The 20,147-nt window shown below is 51.0% G+C and carries 13 protein-coding genes; 6 read left to right on the plus strand and 7 right to left on the minus strand.

Going from position 1 to position 20,147, the window contains the following annotated elements; all coding sequences use genetic code 11:
* Window positions 1-124: 124 nt before the first annotated feature.
* Complete coding sequence (locus IAE55_RS32715) at window positions 125-1,249, minus strand: GntR family transcriptional regulator (RefSeq protein ID WP_200634895.1); 1,125 nt, start codon at window positions 1,247-1,249, stop codon at window positions 125-127.
* A 360-nt stretch (window positions 1,250-1,609) separates the two neighbouring features.
* Between IAE55_RS32715 and IAE55_RS32720 the strand changes: the two genes are divergently transcribed.
* Together IAE55_RS32720 and IAE55_RS32725 are read left to right on the plus strand one after the other, a co-directional pair.
* Window positions 1,610-2,425, plus strand: coding sequence for a helix-turn-helix transcriptional regulator (locus IAE55_RS32720; RefSeq protein WP_200634896.1), 816 nt, complete (start codon window positions 1,610-1,612; stop codon window positions 2,423-2,425).
* Between the two features lie 87 nt (window positions 2,426-2,512).
* Entirely contained in the window at window positions 2,513-2,890 is a 378-nt protein-coding gene (locus IAE55_RS32725; protein ID WP_105443894.1) for a VOC family protein, read from the plus strand.
* A gap of 133 nt (window positions 2,891-3,023) precedes the next feature.
* Here the strand turns inward: IAE55_RS32725 and IAE55_RS32730 are convergent, their stop codons facing one another.
* From IAE55_RS32730 to IAE55_RS32750, 5 genes are all read right to left on the minus strand, one after another.
* On the minus strand, window positions 3,024-5,423 hold the full coding sequence (locus tag IAE55_RS32730) for an alpha-L-rhamnosidase-related protein (RefSeq protein ID WP_200634897.1): 2,400 nt from the start codon (window positions 5,421-5,423) through the stop codon (window positions 3,024-3,026).
* A 55-nt stretch (window positions 5,424-5,478) separates the two neighbouring features.
* On the minus strand, window positions 5,479-7,197 hold the full coding sequence (locus tag IAE55_RS32735; protein ID WP_200634898.1) for a hypothetical protein: 1,719 nt from the start codon (window positions 7,195-7,197) through the stop codon (window positions 5,479-5,481).
* A gap of 389 nt (window positions 7,198-7,586) precedes the next feature.
* The gene (locus IAE55_RS32740) at window positions 7,587-11,051 is read right to left on the minus strand and encodes a DUF5722 domain-containing protein (protein WP_200634899.1); all 3,465 of its coding nucleotides are present in this window, start codon (window positions 11,049-11,051) and stop codon (window positions 7,587-7,589) included.
* Between the two features lie 429 nt (window positions 11,052-11,480).
* Complete coding sequence (locus IAE55_RS32745) at window positions 11,481-12,548, minus strand: glycoside hydrolase family 88/105 protein (protein ID WP_200634900.1); 1,068 nt, start codon at window positions 12,546-12,548, stop codon at window positions 11,481-11,483.
* Between the two features lie 103 nt (window positions 12,549-12,651).
* Window positions 12,652-14,706, minus strand: a complete 2,055-nt coding sequence (locus IAE55_RS32750; RefSeq protein WP_145949402.1) for a beta-galactosidase — start codon at window positions 14,704-14,706, stop codon at window positions 12,652-12,654.
* A 123-nt stretch (window positions 14,707-14,829) separates the two neighbouring features.
* On the opposite strand from IAE55_RS32750, the gene IAE55_RS32755 reads away from it, so the two are divergent.
* On the plus strand, window positions 14,830-15,684 hold the full coding sequence (locus IAE55_RS32755) for an AraC family transcriptional regulator (protein WP_200634901.1): 855 nt from the start codon (window positions 14,830-14,832) through the stop codon (window positions 15,682-15,684).
* A 78-nt stretch (window positions 15,685-15,762) separates the two neighbouring features.
* Here IAE55_RS32755 and IAE55_RS32760 read toward each other — a convergent pair whose 3' ends face one another.
* Window positions 15,763-17,319 (minus strand): glycoside hydrolase family 31 protein, encoded by a 1,557-nt coding sequence (locus IAE55_RS32760; RefSeq protein WP_200634902.1) that lies wholly within the window; start codon window positions 17,317-17,319, stop codon window positions 15,763-15,765.
* Window positions 17,320-17,438: 119 nt separating this feature from the next.
* On the opposite strand from IAE55_RS32760, the gene IAE55_RS32765 reads away from it, so the two are divergent.
* The 3 genes from IAE55_RS32765 (at window position 17,439) to IAE55_RS32775 (ending at window position 19,450) form a co-directional block, all read left to right on the plus strand.
* Entirely contained in the window at window positions 17,439-18,311 is an 873-nt protein-coding gene (locus tag IAE55_RS32765) for an AraC family transcriptional regulator (protein ID WP_200634903.1), read from the plus strand.
* Window positions 18,312-18,555: 244 nt separating this feature from the next.
* Window positions 18,556-18,906 carry an ArsR/SmtB family transcription factor gene (locus IAE55_RS32770; RefSeq protein WP_145156494.1) on the plus strand — a complete coding sequence of 117 codons (351 nt, stop codon included), beginning with the start codon at window positions 18,556-18,558 and terminating at the stop codon, window positions 18,904-18,906.
* 28 nt (window positions 18,907-18,934) lie between these two features.
* Window positions 18,935-19,450: an SRPBCC domain-containing protein gene (locus IAE55_RS32775; protein WP_200634904.1), complete on the plus strand. Its 516-nt coding sequence runs from the start codon at window positions 18,935-18,937 to the stop codon at window positions 19,448-19,450.
* Window positions 19,451-20,147 lie beyond the last annotated feature (697 nt).

Below are 20,147 nucleotides of genomic sequence, written 5' to 3' on the forward strand. Positions count from 1 at the left end.
ACCTTCAAAGAAGACAGACCGCGTTTAAAGGTATTTTTTCTTGCAATATCAAGAAGCCATGGCTCTGGAGTTTATACTTTCTGATATTATCAAAAAAGCTCCCGTTAACCGGGAGCTCTGCAATTTAGTTGTTTCTGATGCGCTGCTTCGTCGATAAGGGAGCGGTGCTGTCACGCAAGATCAGCGTCGGAACGATCTCGTCTTTCACCAGGGACGAATGATCCTCCTCCAGTTCAAACAGCAAAATCTCCGCCGCCCTCTGTCCCATCTTGCGCGTATTCTGATTCACCGTGGTGAGCCTTGGATAGGAATACTCGCCGAGTTTCACATCATCGTAACCGATAATGCTTATATCTTCGGGGATGTTCATCCCGGATTCTCTCGCCGCGTTCATCGCACCGAAAGCCTTATAGTCGCTTGTGGCGAATATCGCCGTTGGCGGCTCCGGCAGCTTCATCAGCCTTTTGAACCCTTCCTCCCCCATCTCCGCCCGTTCGTCTTCTCCGTCGACGACGGTGATCAGATCCGGATGGAAAGGAATATTATGCTGGGTAAGCGCCAGCTTGTATCCCTGGAGGCGAAGGGAGAAATCCTGGTTTAATTCCAAGAGCGAACTGCCTGTCAGTATGACCCCTATTCGCTGATGCCCCTGAGAAATCAGATGCTGGGTGGCCAGATATCCTCCTGTCAGATTATCCGCGATAACATAGGGAATGCCCAAATGCGGATAATAAAAATGCACCGTGACAATGCGCCGATTCTCTTCCTGCCAAGCCGTTAAACGCGAAAAGTCAAAATGCCCTTTAACCGTCAGGAGGATGATCCCGGCGCCAGGATCCTCGGGCAGCTCGTAGTTTTCCCCGATATCCCAAATGTGGAACGCGACGCCGTTGTCATCACATACCTCTTTAATGCCTTCAAACATATCCGTAAAAAACGGGTGGTTCAGGATGCTCACTTCATGATTCTGATGGGCAAAATACAAGGTGCGGAGCCCTTTGGAATCGGCTTGAGCCGGGTTCTCATGGACGAAGCTCCCCTTCCCCCGGATCCTGTACACGAATCCTTCCTGAACCAGATCCGACAGTGCCCGCCTGGACGTAATTTCACTGGTGTTATACTCTTTCGCCAGCTCAATCTGCGTGGGGAGCGGATCATGCGGCTTGAGCTCCCCGGAGGCAATCTTTCGTTTAATATCGTTCATTATATATTGATACATCGGAGTCTTGTCCGACTTTTCCATATCCATGAAGCCATCACTCCTTACCAAATTGAGTTAAGTATACTTTAAACACCGTCACTCCTGCAAGCAAAAAGGCAGTCTCTGATCCTGGCGGAAAGAGAGACTGCCTGTAGGCGGCAGAACAGTAAATATCATGATGGACAGCGTCCGGAGACCGGATTCCTCCCGGCAACCCATGTTCCAGATCCGGCCATCCAAACCCCCTAAGTTTTTTTATAGGCTACACCGGCAGTATAATAGAATGAGCAGGCAGATTTGCACACTTTCTAGCAGATTACGCACACTTCCTAATGATATATGTTACTTGATCGTCTGACACGACGATTCACGACGACAATGACAGAAGTGTAGCAAGGAGAGATGAAGATGACACATCCTTATCACCCTGTTCATTCACCTAATTTACAGCCTGAGTTACATCGCCCATGGTACAGTTGTCAGGAATATTCTCCGAGCAGGCACCTGGAATCTCATGTTGCTTCTTATTGGACAATGTATTTTCAACCCGTCCCCGATAAGCAAATCCACTGGATCATACCGGACGGCTGCATAGATATCGTCATTAATCTTTATTCCCCGTCCAGCCGGAAGGCCGCCCATGTTACTGGGTTGACAACTCGTTCAGAAGTGCTGCACTTTTCGGAAGCTCGTTCGTTATTCGGTATTAGGATCTATTCGGAAGCGGCCCGGACCATTTTAAAGTTCCCCCTTTCGATGTTTCAGGGACAACGTGTTTTTCTGGAAGATGTTTGGGGTTTTGAAGGGTTGTATTGGGTCGAACAAATCCTCACTGCGGAGACAACCCCGGACATCCTTGCGATTGCCGATCGTCAATTAAGCAAAGTGTTAGCAGAGAGTAATGCGGTTACTCTCCCTTTGGTGTCTCAAAGTATGCAGATTATTTATCATAATAAAGGAAATCTATCTGTTACGGATTTAGCCGAGCAGGCTCACTGCAGTGAAAGGCATCTCAGAAGGAGCTTCAAACAGGAATTGGGGTTAAGCCCTAAGGAGATGCTGGGAATCATCCGATTTCAAAGCACACTAAAAGAGTTCTATAAGAAAAACTACTCCAGTTTGACGGATCTTGCGCTTCTTTCTGGCTATTACGACCAATCCCATTTTACGAATTCCTTTCCACGCTATTTCGGATTGCCTGTTAGACACTTAACAAGATCGTGAAAGAAGTCCGTTTTTTCCTATTTGACGGCCGATCGTACGGATACAATGATGACGTAACATGAATTCATACGATGGGAGCTGGAAAGCATGGCTATTAAGCTGAAGAGAATTGGAATTTTCGTGGAAGAGATGAAACGGGCTTTGGATTTCTATCGGCTCTTGGGATTTGAAATACCGGCGAGTGCGAACGACGAACAGCATGTTGAAGTGGAATGCAACGGATTGATCTTGGCTTTCGATACGAGGGAAACGGTGCAGACGATTCTGGGCAGCTTACAGGAGCCGATTGGAAATCGAATGGAGATTGCTTTCCATTTAGACAGCCGTGAAACGCTGGATGAATCGTATCGCCGATTGACAGCGCAAGGATATACTCGGCAGCTTGAGCCGAGCGATACGCCTTGGGGCGAGCGCTATGCTATTATAAAGGACCCCGACGGCAATTTGGTTAGTCTCGTCGCTTGATTCCTGATGGAGTGGAAGGACTGGCCTAATAGTATTTGAGATTGACGGAATTTAGTAAAGGGCTGAAATTTTTCAGCCCTTTTTCATCATGCTGCAGCTGTGCAGCTTTTCAAGTTGAATGTTGTTGTCTTCGTTACCCGCTGCAATCGACCAATGGTGTCCGCTTTGGTGCTGCCTCATGAACCGGAACCGCTCCTCGAACGTGGACATGATCCTGATCCATAGACACGGATATGTCGCGCAATCCTGGCGCCTTCCATGTCATTTGTGCGGGCAGGCGAGCCTCAAAGCGGTACACTCCGTCCACATCCCTTTTCCACTGGGCACTGATTTTTCCGTAACGGGTGACCACCGAACCTTCCGCCCACTCAACTTCGGTCACTGGGCTGGGACGGAGCGTAACTTGTTCATCGCCGGCCATTGAAATATTAATCCCAAGCAGCTCCCTGTTCAATAAATACGTTGGTGATGCTCCCCAGCCATGGCATAAACTTACCGGAACAGCGTCCTCCAAATAGGTTGGCGTATGCCCAAGGTAGGGGCTTGGCGTAGTCGAAAAGGGGAGGTTCGGATCAAAGGTTTCCCACCAGGTTGTTGCGCCCCGATCCAGCATCTCGCCCCAATAATTTCGGATGATGCGTACGGCATCCGCAGCATAACCGTAACGGAAAAGGGTCTCGAGCACGATATGATAGAAGAACGCTCCGCGAATTTGCGGAAGCCGTCCCTTCAAGTAGTATTCCTGCAAGAACACGGATACTTCCTCATCATCCATGATCCCCGACCAGGCAGCCGCAAAATTGGTCTGTGCCGTAATACTGGAGGAAAGACCATCTCCGTTCAAACAGTCTGCATAAATGGCCGTATTCGGTACCCGGAGCAGGTTCCGGACGGACTTGCGAAGCTCTGCTGCTTGATGCGTAAAGGAATTCCCGCTCTTCTCTTCCCCCAGCTCATACGCCAGCGCGGCGGCCGTATGCAAAAATTTATAATAAAAGCAAGAGACGGCGGTTACGCGATCCTCCCGGTGGATTTCGTCCGACCAATCGATAAAGCACCACATGCCGTCCCGATCTGCGTTGGCAAACAATCCGGCGTCATCTTCCTGCCCCGTAAACCACGCGGCGAGCTTCACGATATGCGGCCATAATTCCTCTAAAAAAGCCCGATCCTTCGTATAATCGTAATATTCGGCTACACCAAACAGCCAATGCGCGCAAAAATCGGGCAGCAAATAGGCGTTCCGCTGCGGTCCGGTGCCGGGTATGGAACCGTCGGCGTTTTGTATTTTCGCCGCCTGCAGCAATGACTTCCGGACGAGCCGGGGATCGTTGAACGTTTGGTAGACCACTTTGGACATGACAACCGAGTCGGCCACCCACAGCGCACCTTCGCGATAAGGGCAATCCTCAAAATGGTTCTGGCTGTTGACCATGGTCGTATACCGGCCGACTTCCCAAATCCGGTTCAGCTTATCATCGCTGCTGTGGAAATGTCCCCCGTCCTTGTACGGATAATGAACAAAACGGACCCGCAGGTCACAAATACGCAAGGGAACGGGCGTCGCCATGACCCCAACCTTAAGATAGCGAAATGCACGCCTTCCGAACGGAGTGATCTTGTTTACGCCTTTGCGGAGGAGGTACGTATCCCTCAAATCCAATTCCAGCGACTCCCCATAAAACAGCTGCAGAACCCCGCCTTCCTCAGCAATGACTTCAAGCTCCGGATAGCCGACGATCTCAGCTCCGAAGTCATAGGTAATCTGGGGAAAAGAACCGGGAATCGAAGCGTCCATGACCACCGGTCCCCTTCCTTCCGCCGTATCAGCAGCTAATTGCGCTTCCGGGGCTTGGATGAACCCAAGTAACGATTCAGCCGACACCACTCTTACCGGGGATACCAAGTCTTCCTGCAGATACGGAATATCGCGCGCGACCAAGCGGGGCCAGGGGGAATCCTCCTGCTCTGCTGCAGCAATCACCTCGGCGGGCGGCCAGGAGGAATCGTCATAATCATCGCATTCCCAGCCGTCTTCCCGGGACACATCCATCAACTCCCGGTATCCACCCCACATGTGGAGGCGGCTTACTCCCGTTTTCCACCGGGGGGACCGCCTGCATTTCCATTCGGAGCTGCTGGCAACCGTCAGCAGGCCTGCCCCTTGGTCGTCAGCGCCGTATACATCGAGCTGGCATATCAATCCGCCGGGCCCCTGCAGCTGCTCGGTGACGATTCTGTCCTTACCAAAATTGTGTGCGGCCACCGCAATGCAGTTCCGGCCGTTCCGGAGCAGTGCAGCAACGTCGTGCGTATCGAAAGACATCCATAACAAGTCGGATGGCGCGGGGCCTCTGCCCGCCTCGATGCCGTTAATATACAGCTTATAGGATTGGTTGGCGGAAATCCGTACGAACGCTTTTGTAAAGGGTATCGTCAGTTCAAAAGATTGGCGGGCTTCCACATATACGTTATTCTCATTCCCCGTTCCCTCGGCCCAAATCCATTCCGCTTCCCAGCTTGGTCTATTCATCGCTTTACCTCCAGCTTGTGCTGATCTCGAGTTTCAGAAAATGAGTGCTTATGAATTATGATTCGTCGACCGATTTGTACACAAAATTCAATCTTCCTTCCGGCGCCGTGTCGCCGTGCAAATAAAAGTCTGCGATGTCACCATCGTTCTGCATATTGTCCATCCATTTGAACTCCATCCATATTCCTTTCGCCCGGTCCGCCGGAGCTTCATCGCCCCGTAGCAGTGCGAGCGGGATTTCAACATACATTTCATTCCCCGAAACGAAATAGCGGATCTCTGCCGACGCTTTCCAGTTCCACCCCCCTGTGCTGTGTTCCATCAGCGCCTTCGAACGGTCTATGACTGTCCTGTTCACAACGTAATGGTACCCCTCCCATCCCGGGCTACGTAATCTCCGGTTACGGATGAGCAGCATCATCCAGTGACGGTCTGTATAGGGTGTAATGGGATCTTTCGTTTTTGCGTAAAAATAAAGACAGTGATCCGTATGTGCGGCTTTCAGGGTAACCAAATCATTTCTGCCCGTGTCTTGAAAATAATGAAAATTTCCATATCCGGCATGATCCCGGCCCATCGTATCCCCTTCAAAGTCCCTGTACAGCTCCGGTACAGACGGCCATGCCGTAAAGTCCGGCTCTGCAGCCAGGAAGGTTCCGCTGTCCACCGGTTCGGACATGCCCTTGTAGCGGCGGATATCACCGATCAGCTGCATATAATAATGATCTTGATACCCGCCCTTCATCGGCTCGATATCCCGGCTGAATGCAAGCGTAGCTTGATCAACGAACAAAACCGGCCGATCTGGTGTTCCTTGCAAGCGCATGGCGATCCACTCATTCCAGCCCGTAACAAAAATGATCTGCGGGTCCTCGTGAATAGCAAACTTCCATTGTTCGGCGATATTCATGCCCCGATGAATGGATTCGGACAGATCAGCCTCCGGTTTCTCCATCCCTTCGTGATAACCTCTCCCCCAATTGTTCCCGTATCCGTAAAAGGGCGTATCGCTCATGGCTACACTGGGATGCTGCGCAACGGAAACGCTGATGACTTCCTTCTCCCCTTCATCATTAAAAAACACCCGCTGCGGCCGCTGAAATTCGATCCATGGAAATCCATTTACCTTTGCTTCTTCATTTGGCCATTGATTCCGGCGAAAGGTGAAAAAGGCCCGCTGTTCCTCCGTGCATTCTGCCGGATCTCCAATGATCAAAGGTTTGCCTTTCCAGTGAAACCATAGATGCTTATAGCGCCCCGGTTTGTATATATCTTCGTACAATTCCGCAATCGTTGTTCCTGAATCCGTATTCGTGTAAAAGGCAAACTGCGGTACGGCAAAGCCTTGTCCCCGTACCTCGTCCAGCACGCGAAACAATACGTCGTATACCTTCTTGTACGTAACGGCATTGGTCGTGTCAAACACGATAAAATCCACGCCCGCACTTATCAGAAGCTGCACGTGTTTGCGGAGTACCCAGGCATCGTCATTCAGATAATAGCCATACAAAGGCTCGCCCCAGAAGTGAAATGCATTTTCCGGCCCCCAGGCCGGGTGGGCTGGATCCCTCACCGCTTCGGGATATTGGGCGATAATTTCGCTGTTATCAAAAGGGCCTGACGTTCCGTGCTGCCCCAGCCACAGAAAGTAAAATAAACCTACGTACCTGCCTTCGCGCCTCGGCCCCGTTTCTGCCCGCGTTGGAAGCTCCCTTCCCAACCCGTCAATGCCTCCCCATTGATCGGCGTGCGTTCGACCGACAAGATTCCGCATCCTTTCCACTCCTCCCAACGGATCCGTGTCACACATAAGCAGCTCGACCTCCATTAACGAATATAGAAAGAACTTATTTTTTCGAATTAAGTATTCTTATTAATTATATAATATACTTTGTTAGAGGAGTTTACAACTAAATATACATTGAATGAAGAGATACCAAAACTTAATACTGCTCTTTTTGATGTAGCTGGTTCAGATTAAGGATAACTGCTCGATATCACAAAAAAGACTGCGGCACTCCTACTGAGCACCACAGTCATTTCTATATAAGTTGAGAAATTTGAATGGATGATGGGAGCAAGTACGTAAAATGTCCCTACGATCGCTCTTGTTTTCGGATTTCTTGATTTGATTGAAGGAATCATGCCACTCCCTTGCTTACATCATTCCAAAGGAAAGGTAAATTTACGGGAATCATAGTCCAACGTCAATGTCAGATCCTGTTCATTCAACGGAGCATATCGGGTGATCTCCAAGGTGATGTTCTTGCTCATCCCTGTTCCAACGTCGCCAAGATCAATACTTCCCGGGGATGCCTGAATTCCTTGGGGGAGCTTCACCCTCAATTTCTTGTTCAGCTTTTGGGATCCGAGGTTAGTGACCGTGACGGTAAGCTTCGTCCCAACCTCAAGTTTGGGCGACAGCTGTTGTACCGAGATCGCCAAGTTAGGTGAATGTGGATCATATTTCACTTTTTCGGCAAAACGGGCTTCATCCACACGAAGTTCTCCCGTCAACGGGGCTCCTCCCTCGGAGCGTACCCAGATCTTCACCCGGTCAACGGACCTTGCTCCCTTCCAATCCCCAAGCGGAAGCGAGACCAGCTGCCATCCCTTCGCCGCATCCAGCTTGGCAGTTCCTTCGATCCGGTCAAATCCGCTGTACACAATAACCTTCGCCTCATATGCCTTTTCCGGATTCACATCGGCCAATTGAAGCGCGGCTGTGAAATATGGTGTTTTTCTGGCATCGACCGGCTCCGTGAACTGTTTCTGCACGCCGGCCCAATTTTTCGCATACGGGCTGTTGAATCTGGCTGCCAGGTAGCCCGTTCCGTTGAAGGCATCGCCGGAAGCTCTGCTCACTTCCTGCACCTCATCCGATGCGGCATAGCCGTCGGTGCCGGATTCAAAACCGCTTCCTTCCCTTGGCTTCTGCACGTCACGAATATAATCGAGGCCACCGATCGAAGGAATCGTCCGGTCCTGAAGCTGGCCGGGATCAAAATTCGGAATCACTTCCCGCCAATCCGAAATCCCGATGATCGGCTTGGCAAACTCCGTTACTTCCAGCGAGCGGGCCGTATCGATATATTTAAAGACATCATAAATATATTTCGGTTGATCCGGCGTCACGACGCTGTCCGCAGTATGGGTCCACAAGCCGAGATTAAGCCCGCCCTCCTGTCCATGGTCAACATGCCGGTGAAGGATGAAAGCGTCAATGCCATCTAAAAACTTCACTTTATAATAAGCATAGGCATAAGCAGCGGCCTGAAGCTTCTGATGCTCTTCCGAATTGGTTAAGCTGTGGAAGCCTTGCTCCGACAGGATGATTCGCCGCATCTGCCCGTTATGGAGAAGCTCCGGCTGCTTCATATAATCCACAAGAACGCCCAGGTTTTTAAACGTAATGCGCTGGGTGTCAAACGAATCCGTTGCCGTGGCATCATTCCAGAAGCGCGGGTTGAACAAATCTTCCGGGTAAGGATGCGCGGCAATGTTCCAGGCGAAATCGCCTTCTTTACGCGATAATTCCGCCATTTTATCGACAATGACCTTGTTATCGTATTTCCAAAGGGAAGCATCGTCCAGCTTTTCATTCCAGAAATGGTCCAAAGATACATACGTTCTGGCGTTGGCGTACTCGCTTTTGACGATTGTGTCGATCAGCCGGAAGGTCTGGACATACTCCCGGACGTAGGCATCCACCTTTTTGGGCCCCATATTGTTCCAAACTTTATTCTGGCCGACTTCATTGCCGACGATATAATTCACGGCTCTCCCGTATTGTTCGCTTGGCATGGAATAACGCTGCGCCATGAACTTGGTAGCCGCCTTCACGTATTTTACGCCCATGTCATTACTCGTATTGAGCGCATATACGGTTCCTCCAGGCTCGGAGTCCGGATGGATCAGGAACTCATTGGGTGAATCGGGATCCTTGATATCATACATGATCAAGATCAGGGAGACGATAATGCCGTTGTCGGACAAGCTTTTGATGGCGTTATCCATACGTTCGATCCGGTCTTTGCGGAAGTAGAAGGTTTCCCCTTCAAGGTCATAAGATATCGTGTTCTCCGGATGGTTAACGGATTTGTACATCAGTTCGTTGTAGCTTACATTCAGAGCGGCATGGCTGATCCCAAGTTCCTGGGCGTCACCCGTCATTTGTACCTGAAGCCCCTTGATGCTTTGCGCTTCCGGATAGGGCTCGGTGTTGCGAGCGGTGGCTTCCGGATTGGTGATATACTGCGGAGCGTCCATTGGGGTATATGTGCCGTCATCCGCACGGAACGCAACGGCGAATTTGGAGTAGAGTCGGCTCCGATGCCCGTCATTCGCAGCCGTCTCGAACCGGAACGACTCGCTCAGAGCCGTCTGTGCAAGAGGCGTCTTGGCTGAAAGCACAGCCTTCGCATCCTCGTAGGTCGCCAATTCAAACAGCTCCAGCTGACCTTCGGGATGAGCAGACACAAAGTCTGGATTCACCGTTCCTTCCACGATGATCCTGCCGTCCTCATTTATACTGGCTTCCGCTTTGCCTGCATACGGCTGCTCCATTTCCGGCAGCTGCCTGAAGCGAATCTGGTCCAGCTTGATCGTGCCGGCTGCTGCTTCCGGAATGATGCGGAATGCGGTGACGATGCCCTGCCATCCGGGATGATCCGAGAAGTTGAAATCTTGCGAGAAAGTGCCTCTGGCCGGAACGGTGAACGATTTCACCTGGTCGTCAGACCACGCTCCCCCTTCGGTCCGCCACTGGATTTTCAGTTCCTGAGCGCCCGTGTCGTTCGTCATGTCGATCGTCATGCCGTTCCTCTGCGTCGTATCGATTTTGATTTCCGGTGATTCGATGTACCCGCCTTCAGCCTCCATGCGGTATGCCAATGCCCCGTCCTGTGCCTGAACCGAGCCGTTCATGGCGGTGAAGCCTTCGGTTTCCCCTTCCTGATTAAATCCAAGATCAATCACGTTCGTCGCGCAGATATAATCGATCTGAAACCGTCCATCCCAGGAATCGTATCCCGGCTGGCCCGGCTGCACATTTTCCAGATCAAAATTTTGCATAAAGGATATTTCCATCTTGGTGACGGCATGTTTGCCTTCCCAATCCCCCAGCCGGATGAAGATCCGCTTCCATTGGTCCGGGCGGATATGGGCAATGCTCTCAAATTCGTCGTCTCCACTGAACAATTTCACCTTCAGCACATAGTCTGCAGATGCCTGCCAACCCCAGCTGTCTGCCGCAAACGCCAGGAAACGGTATGCAGACAAGTCCTTCGGCTGCTCGTATTCCGTATAAATCGTGCGCCATTCATACACTTTGACCGGGTCCGGGACCTGTTCCAGAGCACCGCTTCCTTCATACGGCGAGTTCGGGCCGTTTAGCATACTTGTCACATACTTGACCTCTTTGGTGTTGGTTCCCGCTTTCCATGACGCTACATCTTCAGGCGTGTTGAAATTGTGGAGGACGAGGGCTGGAATCAAATCCTGGCCCGTAAGGACATGACCGGATTGCGGAAGATCCGGTACATACGGACCTGCGTGCACCTTGAATACCGGAACGAGCTGAATGAGCATGACCACGGACAAAATACCTGATAACAGTCGCAGACGCACTTTGTGAACCTCCTTTATCATTATATTCGGTATGTATTTTATATTTTAAGTATTCTTAATTCAATTATTATTTTTCAATGTATACTTAAATAATTCTCCAGGCCTATTCGTTCCATTCCTCAATGACAAGATTCCCTTGATTCAAGCAATTCTCTGCGATTTTTGCGAAAGTTTGCGATGTGAAATCATCAAGGTAGATGCCTCCCCTGGTACTAGCCGGATTCTCGTTCTCTGTTATCAAGGAAAATACTTTAATGAGCTTTCAATGTTTTGCTGCGGACTTGGATGAGTCAACCGGCTATCTCTGCTAGTCTTCAATGCTAGCTCAATCATAAAAAAGCAACGAATCATGTTTGATTCGTTGCTCTCTTGAGTGGTAATCCCACGCTCTCCATCACGTTCTGTTACAAGAACATCATTCTATTCATCTCACAAAGCATCCACCGACTTGTGATCCACTCTCGCTTCATTTTTCTTGAGCTCCTCAATCACCGAGGTCAGAAACGCGAGCGCCAGTCCTTGCCCCCAGCCCTGGGCCCATTTCCTGTCGATGCCGAGGTATCCGGAGATGTCATTCATGACAGCGGTGCCGCCCGATACGTTCAGCACGCGGCCGTTGCCGGCAATGTTCGCAAGCAGGCCGTCAAGCGCCTTCTGCACATATTTTGCGTGCAAAGGATTGCCTTGGGTTACCATGGCCGCTCCGATGCCCGCCGTGGCCGATACCTCGCCGTAAGCTTCCGGGTAATCCAGAACCGTTCCCCACAAGCCGTCTTCCTTCTGGAGCTTCTTAATCGCGGCTAGCTGATCCCGCAATGAGCTCCAAATATGCATCATTGGGGGATAAAGATACCCTTCCGGCAGAATACGTGCCGAGCGGGCCATCGTATAGGCAGCCCATGCATTCGCCCGCGCCCAGTAAATGCCTGACATATGGTCCTGTTTAATATGGTTGTAGCCGTGATACCAAAGGGCGTCGTTGTCGTCCTGCAAGTAGTTGATATGCCAGAAAAATTGATGCAGGGCGTCGTTAATGAGGTGTTTTTTATCGAACAGGATGCCTGCACGCAGCATGAAATATGCCGCCATGAACAGCGTATCCGCCCAACACTGCTCCGGAAAATCGTTCCCCGACGATACCGTATGCTGAAGCACCCGATCGCCGAAACGCAGCGCATCATTCTCCAGGTAATCGAGTTTGCTGCGAATGATCTCCGCGTACTTCTCGTCTTTTGTCTGCTCGTATAGCGTGAGCAGCATGTGACCCATGGCGCACGTATTCACCGTCCAGTCCGGCAGACCGGCTTCGATATATTCATCCACCCATTCCTTCATCCGTTCAAGGTAGGCCTGCTCGCCCGTTACTTCGAATGCTCTGCTAACGCCATAGTAAGCGACGCCTCCCGGCCAATCCCACGTCAGGTCCATGTCGAACGTGTACGACGCTACTCGTCCGACGATCTGCTCCAAGTCGCTTAGGTTTGCGTTTATTTTCATCTCGGTTCATCCCCTATTCTCGTAATAGAGCCATGCGGTAACCAGGAACCCTTGTGGTGTAACTCTGCCAAGCCTGATGAGCTAGCTTCCATGAGACGTTATGTTACCGATCGAGCTTGACAATCCATACATCATGTCCCATCAGTTCCGCCGTTCCGCCATTTAGCGTACGGCCGGTCAACAGGTCGATGCCGGCCCGATCCCCCAGTTCGACGGTTACGGCATCGGCGTTATGATTGAGCACAAATAGGTAGTTTTGGCCCTCCTTGGATCGAAGCGTCGTCTCCACGCCTGCCGGCGCGAAGGGAATGTGGGGCTTAATCCCATGAGAGTCGCACAATTGCGACAGCCAATCTTGAAGGAATGACGCCTCCGGGCTTGTCGCCACATACCAGGCTTCACCTGAGCCAAACTTGTTCACGGTTAGCGCCGGCATGCCGCGGTAGAAATCTTCGCCGTATACCGCCTTGACCTCGGCGCCTTCCGAATGAATCAAGTCACAGAGCATGCCGCATTCATATTCCGGCTTCATACCTGGGGTGCCGTCAGACACGACAATGCGGTTGCGCTGGTCCGGAAGCAGGGCATCGATTTCTTCCGCCCATATCCCGAGAAGCTTGCGCAGCTCGCCGGGATATCCGCCCGTCCGGACAAGATCGTTTTCATCGACAATCCCACTGAAGAAAGTCGTAACAAACGTGCCGCCCGCTTGTACATATTTCTCCAGCTTGTCCGCTACGCCCTGCTTCACCATATACATCACTGGAGCAATGACCAGGCTGTAGCTGCTTAGATCCGCCTCCACGCTGACGACGTCCGCCGCAATGCCCGAACGATACAGCGCATCATAGAACTTATGGACTTCGTCTACATAACGCAGAGCGATTGACGGACCGCTCGACATTTCGACCGCCCACCAGTTCTCCCAATCGAACAAAATAGCCGTTTTGGCCTGAACACGGGCGTCAAGGAGCGTATCCCCGAGCTGTGCAAGTTCCTTGCCGAGCTGGGCACATTCGCGAAACACGCGTGTATGCTCGTGGCCGACATGCTCGATCACGGCCCCGTGATATTTCTCGCAGGCGCCGATTGATCGGCGGAGCTGGAAAAACAAGATCGTATCCGCCCCTCTGGCCGCTGCCTGGTAGCTCCACAGCCGCATGACGCCAGGACGCTTAAGCGAGTTGTAAGGCTGCCAGTTTTGCTGGCTCGGCGTCTGTTCCATGAGCATAAACGGCTGCCCCGCTTTTAAACCGCGCATCAGATCATGCATCATGCCTGTGTAACTGTGGGGCGTATCGAAACGGGGATAGTTGTCCCATGACACGACGTCCATGTGCTGAGCCCATTTGTGGTAGTCGAGCTTTTTGAAGGCGCCCATCAGGTTCGTCGTTACAGGAACGTCCGGCGTGTGCTTTTTGACCGCTTCATATTCAAGCTTGTAGCACTCCAGCAGGCTGTCGGAATGGAAACGGATGTAGTCGAGCGAAATGCCCTGGAAGTTCGTCTCCGTCCGCCCGTTTGCCCCGGTCCATTCCTCGCTGAGTCCGCTCGGCAGGACGATATCTTCCCAATCGTAGAACGTATGGCCCCAGAATCCGGTGTTCCAGGCCCGATTCACCTCATCAAGCGTGCCGTAACGCGCTTTGAGCCATTCCCGGAAAGCCGCTTCGCAGTTGTCGCAATAGCAGTTCCCCGCACCGCCGTATTCGTTGTTAATATGCCAAATAAGCAATGCCGGGTGGTCTTTGTAACGCTCCGCCAGCTTCTCCGCCATACGAGCTGCAAACTTGCGGTAAGTCGGGCTGTTCGGGCAGGAATTGTGGCGTCCGCCGAACTTCCGTTTACGGCCATGAAAATCGACTTGAAGCACGTCAGGGTACTTGCGCGCCATCCATGCGGGATGGGCTGCTGTACTTGTGGCGAGGCAGACGCCGATTCCATCCGCGTGCAGCTTGTCCATCATCTCGTCGAGCCAATCGAAATGGTACGTGTCTTCGTCGGGCTGGTTTTTCGCCCAGGCAAACACATTGAGCGTCACGACGTCTATACCAGCCAACTTGAACATACGTAAATCTTCGTCCCAGACCGGTTTCTCCCATTGATCCGGATTGTAATCTCCGCCATACCAAATTTTCGCCTTTTTCATATTGATCAACTTGTCACACCTCAATGTATATGATAAAACTGCAATGGATAACCCTATCTTAATGGCTTATGATATCTGTAAAAAATATAAAATTCGGGATATTTTATATAAGAATATGGAGGTTTTTATAAGATGCGCCGAGTCGTTCCCGCCTTCCCTTCGGAGCTGCTGCCCCTGCAGCTGGAGACGATTGGGATCAAACCCGACCAGGAGACCATAGCAAGGCCCTCGGGCTACCCCTATTTCCATTGGCTTCAGACGTTACATGGAGAGGGAGAACTATCGATTAACGGGTACACGTGGAAAATGACGGAACGATCGGGCGTTCTTCTCGCCCCGGGGACGCCTCATCGATATGAGCCCAAAGGCGGCGGCTGGCAGACCGGTTATATCACTTTTCATGGAAGTATTGCGGCCAGTTTCGTCCGTTCCCTCGGCTGGAGTGCCGCCGAATGGTTTCAATGGGAAGCCGGCCATGATCCGATAACCGACCAGCTAAAAGGCATGCTGGCGTTCGCCGAATCGGGCGGCGATCCTTCGGGATGGCGTTATTCCGCGGATTTATACCGATTTCTTACGCTGCTTCGTACCGACGCCCGCACGGACAAACGGCCCTCCATTTCGAAGCGGCTGGACCGGGTTCAAGGCCTGCTGAACTGGCTGGAACATGAATTCGCCAACCCGGAAATCGGATTGGCGGAGATGGCTGCGCAGCTCGGGATCGGTGAACGGCAGCTGAATGAAAGATTTCGCGATTTATTCGGGATGACGGCCTATGCCTATCTCATTCAGCTAAGGCTCCGCAAGGCGAAGGAATGGCTCCCTTACCGGCCCGATTGGACCGTGCGCCGCATCGGAGAAGCGGTCGGGTTTCGCGACGCGAGTCACTTCGTGGCTACGTTTCGGCAGAAGGAAGGCATGACGCCGGAGACCTACCGAAAGCTATACGGCCCGGGGTCTGACCCGGAACATCGACTGGACAACTAGCCGTAGGCGGATGAAAGGTAGATAAAGCCAAAAGAGCTCAGCTGAACGCTGAGCTCTTTGCTGCTTCTACTGCAGATTCTAGTTGGAAACCCTCTGCTCCCGGCGGTACCACGGAAGCCTGGACAGAGGAGCATCAACTTCTATTACATACGGCCCAGTTACATGCGACCCGTCATCCCCATACCAAGTCCCTGAAGGGAATGCGATTGTTCTGGTCGTCGCCCCTTTCTGGAGTACCGGGGCGACCAGAATATCATCACCAAGCATATATTGATCGGTGATTTGCTCGAAGTCCCCTTCCGGGAATACGTATGCCATATGACGCATGATCGGCTCACCCGTTTCGGCGGCATGACGGGCTAACGCAGCGATTTCTTCTCCCATCCGGCAGTGCAGCGTTGTGGCTTCGATACATAAGTTCAAATGCGCTTCATCCAGCACCCGCCATGGTGCTGTAGAAAATTGCATCATGGGAAACAAAGCGGAGCACTGCGCGTACCGGACAAAAAGCTCCGCATCCACCTTGAAATCCGGGCGAACTAAGTCCTCGTATTGGCCGCCCCCAACCATATCGGGGCAGTTGAAGGCATATCCAATCAGTCCTTGAGCAAGTCCATTGGGAATCAGACTGGCTAATCCATCGTTGCCCCAGCTGTGGTTCTTATCGCTCAAGCGCTGAACCAGCGGCTGGCCGGCCAGCTTCCAGCATGCCCGGTATTCGTTAAAGGCATATCGGAGTCCGAGACGCGCCCAAGCTTCTGTCTGCTCATTCGGTGTTACTGTCCGAAAGCTGATGTCCTCCGGCTTGTAATACTGAGGATCTCCCGCGTCCAGCTTAAAGCCATCGACCCCGTACGTTTCAACCAACCGGTCCAGCTCGCCCGCAAACCAGCTTACCGCCTCCGGATTTGTTCCGTCGAGAACGGCGCTGAACCCGTTCCACCATTCGCGAACAACCGGTTTCCCATCCGGATTTTTCAGCAAATATCCCCGCCTCTTTAAGTCGCGGTATACCTCTCCGTCCGGACTGAAGAATGGACATACCCACAGGAGCACGTGAAACCCAAGCTCATGAAGCCGGTTCACCATCCCCTGGGGATCGGGAAAACGTCCCGCATGGAACTTGAGCGTACCGTAGTCTTCATGCCAATTGTCGTCAATCATGAGGATGCCTGGCGGCAGCCCATGGGACAATATGTTTTCAGCGTAGGCGATCACCTTGTCCTGCGTTGGATGGTAGCTCATTTCCATCCACGTATTGTATTGGGGCACGGTAAAAAACTGCAAATCCGGAGCAAGGCCGGCAGGAGGAAAATACTTCTGTGAAGCAAGGCGGTACGCATCACGGAGGGTGCTGCCGCCTTCCTCGACCTTCATGTTTTCTTCCTTTCCTTCAATAACAAGTGCTCGGCCGTCAAAGGAAAACCGGTACGGTTCCTCCGACCAAACCAGTCTCCCCTTATTGGAGAGAAGCAGCGGCGCTGCTTGGTTATAGGCTGCATCGCCATAAAGATCGCGTGAATAGGGCTCGCTGCCAAACGGCATGATGGTTCCATCTTGGACAGCTCCACCCCACCAATATTCATCTTCCCTCAGATCTATTCTCAGCGTTGCGTTATATTTCTTGTCCTTCATAGATTCACCCACTTTGTTCTTGATACCTCGATCTTATGCGTGATCAATAACGAAGACAATCTAAAAGTATTGCGCTATACTATAACAAAATTGACTTCATGAAACGTGGAGGTCACGACATGGTATCCCCTTCTTCCTATGCTTTTCGAAGCGACGATCATTCAATATTGACATTAGATTCGGTCGGTTGGCAGATCATCCAGAGCGCGGAGTACAGCTTTGCAGGTGAGGATCGTCCGGATTGCGGGCACGTCATTTTTCAGTATACGCTTAGCGGCCAAGGCATCCTGGAGTATGAGCAGCAGCGCTTCACACTGCACCAGGGAACAGGATTTCTGGTCAAAGTTCCAAGCAGACACCGGTACTATTATGCGGACAACGGAACGCCATGGGAGATTCTATGGCTTAACTTGAGAGGGGAGGAAGCAACCCGGATTTGGGATCTTGTTATCGGGCAAGAAGGGCCCGTCATTCACAGAGATGCTGACTCCCCCTTAATTCTAGGTCTGTGGAAGCTTCTAAGCATGATAGCTGAGGAGAACGTTATTGATAAATATCAACTGTCCAGTACTGTCTATGAGTGGATGCTTACTCTAGTCAAGACGAGCACAGAAAAAAACAAAGACATCAACGAGAACTCCATCTCCATCCTGCTGAAAGCCAAGCGTTTCATGAAGGAGCATTATGATTCCCCAATAACGCTCGACATGCTCTCCGAACACTGCGGAGTTAACAAGCACTACTTATGCAGGCTGTTCCAGAAGTCGGAGCAGTCCTCCCCCCTTTCTTATTTGCGAGACCGGAGGGTTGAAGCCGCAGTCACCTTACTTCGAACCACAGATCTACCGATCCAGGATGTTGGCAAACAATGCGGCTTTGAGAGCCCCAGCTACTTCGGCAAGGTGTTTCGTGAATATATGTCCATGACACCCAAAGAATATCGAATGAAGAAGTTCGAGTTTCCTTATGATGCAATCTATTACCATGAATAGCAAAAGGGGAGCACAAAGAATAACCAAACAAAAATCCCCGAAAATTTTATTTTCGGGGATTTTCTGTGCTCAAGCGTACAGTTCCTTTGACTCTTGTGATTTCGTCGTCCGGATTGATGAATAATACATAAATAATATTCCTTGACAAGAATATTCCCCATCAGGTATATTTAAAACAACAAAACGACATCATGATAAAGGAGATGAGATTGAACAAGAGCCATCCCATAACGAGGTGAAGCACATGCCAAGGCAGAATCCGGTAATGGATATGACAACGCTGAGCGCTTTGGCCGAACCGAATCGTATGAGAATCGTTGAACTTTTACGCGATGGTCCTCTGACCGTTGGTGAAATCGCCGACCGTTTGAGTCTTCGCCAGCCCCAAGCCTCGAAGCATTTAAAGATGCTTAGCGATAACGGGATTGTAGAAGTAAAGGCCGAAGCCAACCGCCGAATCTACAAACTGCGGCCCGAGCCCTTCCAGGCACTGGAATCTTGGGTGGAATCCTTCCGGCATGTCATGGAAGACAGATTCGATAATCTGGATGAATACTTGCGTAAACTGCAAAACAAGGACAAATCAGAACTGTAGATTAAATCGGTTAAGGAGGAATTATAAAATGTCAAACCATGCTTTTGTTTCGAAAGTAGAAAACGACCGGGTGCTGGTGCTGGAACGTGTATTCGAGGCACCGCGCGATCTCGTGTTTCAAATGTTTAAAGAGGCTGAACACCTCAAGCATTGGTGGGGGCCCAAAGGATGGGAAATTCCTGTTTGCAACGTCGATTTTCGGCCGGGTGGCGTTTGGCACTACTGCATGAAGTGCGTCGACCGGAACCAAGGCGAATTTTACGGTATGGAATCTTGGGGCAAAGGCGTTTACAAGGAAATCGCCGAGCCGGAGAAAATTATCTACACCGATTACTTCTCAGATGCCGAAGGCAATGTAAATGATACACTGCCATCGACCGAAATCACGTTGGAATTCGTCGATTTAGGAGGCAAGACGAAGCTGATCAACCGTGCGGTGTATGCTTCCGCAGAGGCGCTCAAAACGGTTATGGACATGGGCATGCTGCAAGGCATCAGCGAAACTTGGGATCGCCTGGAAGCTCGTCTGATCGAGTTCAAGTAAGGAAATATGGGTATAGCCGCCTGGCTTTAGAGCCGGCGGTTGTTTTGCTTTTGCAGAATACACCAGTCAAGGTTCAACTTAAAAACAGAAACAACTCGGTTCAATGGACCGGCGGCCAGCTAATGATCAGCATTGGTTCGTTCTGTCGCTCATCTCTCATCAGCCTGCTTATCTATGTATTCGTTCGTCCAAGGCTTTTATTCAACGATAAGTTTAGCTTTCATATTGGCATGGGCTTTAGCCGCACATTGTATTACAGAAGAATTCATACGTCCCAGCCTCATTTATTGTCACAACCTCGGAGTCACCGGAGCGCAGTTCTTTAATTTTAAGGCCATTAAATGCAATACTATGGACGCCCGATTCCGACTCCAATAAAATATTCGGGTACTTTTGATGAAATCTCATGAAGTAAGTAGCAAGATATTCAAGTTCAGCAGGACAACATCCGATTGAAATGGTTTCTCTAGATTTGTTGATTCGGCCAACGATTTCAACGCGCTTCCGTTACTCCCCCCCTGCTGAACTCCTCTGTAATAAACAGTATATGAAGGAAACTATCATGTAATATATCCGCTACATTTCAGGTGAAGGTTACTAGATTTAGGGTTGGTCCGTCGGGGGAACCCCGGAAGGTATAATCTTCCTTCACCATCGGAAGCAAATCTCTTGGCGCTAATTTTTAGACTTCAATCTG

This window comes from Paenibacillus sp. S28 (genome assembly GCF_016624415.1).
GTDB lineage: Bacteria > Bacillota > Bacilli > Paenibacillales > Paenibacillaceae > Paenibacillus_AQ > Paenibacillus_AQ favisporus.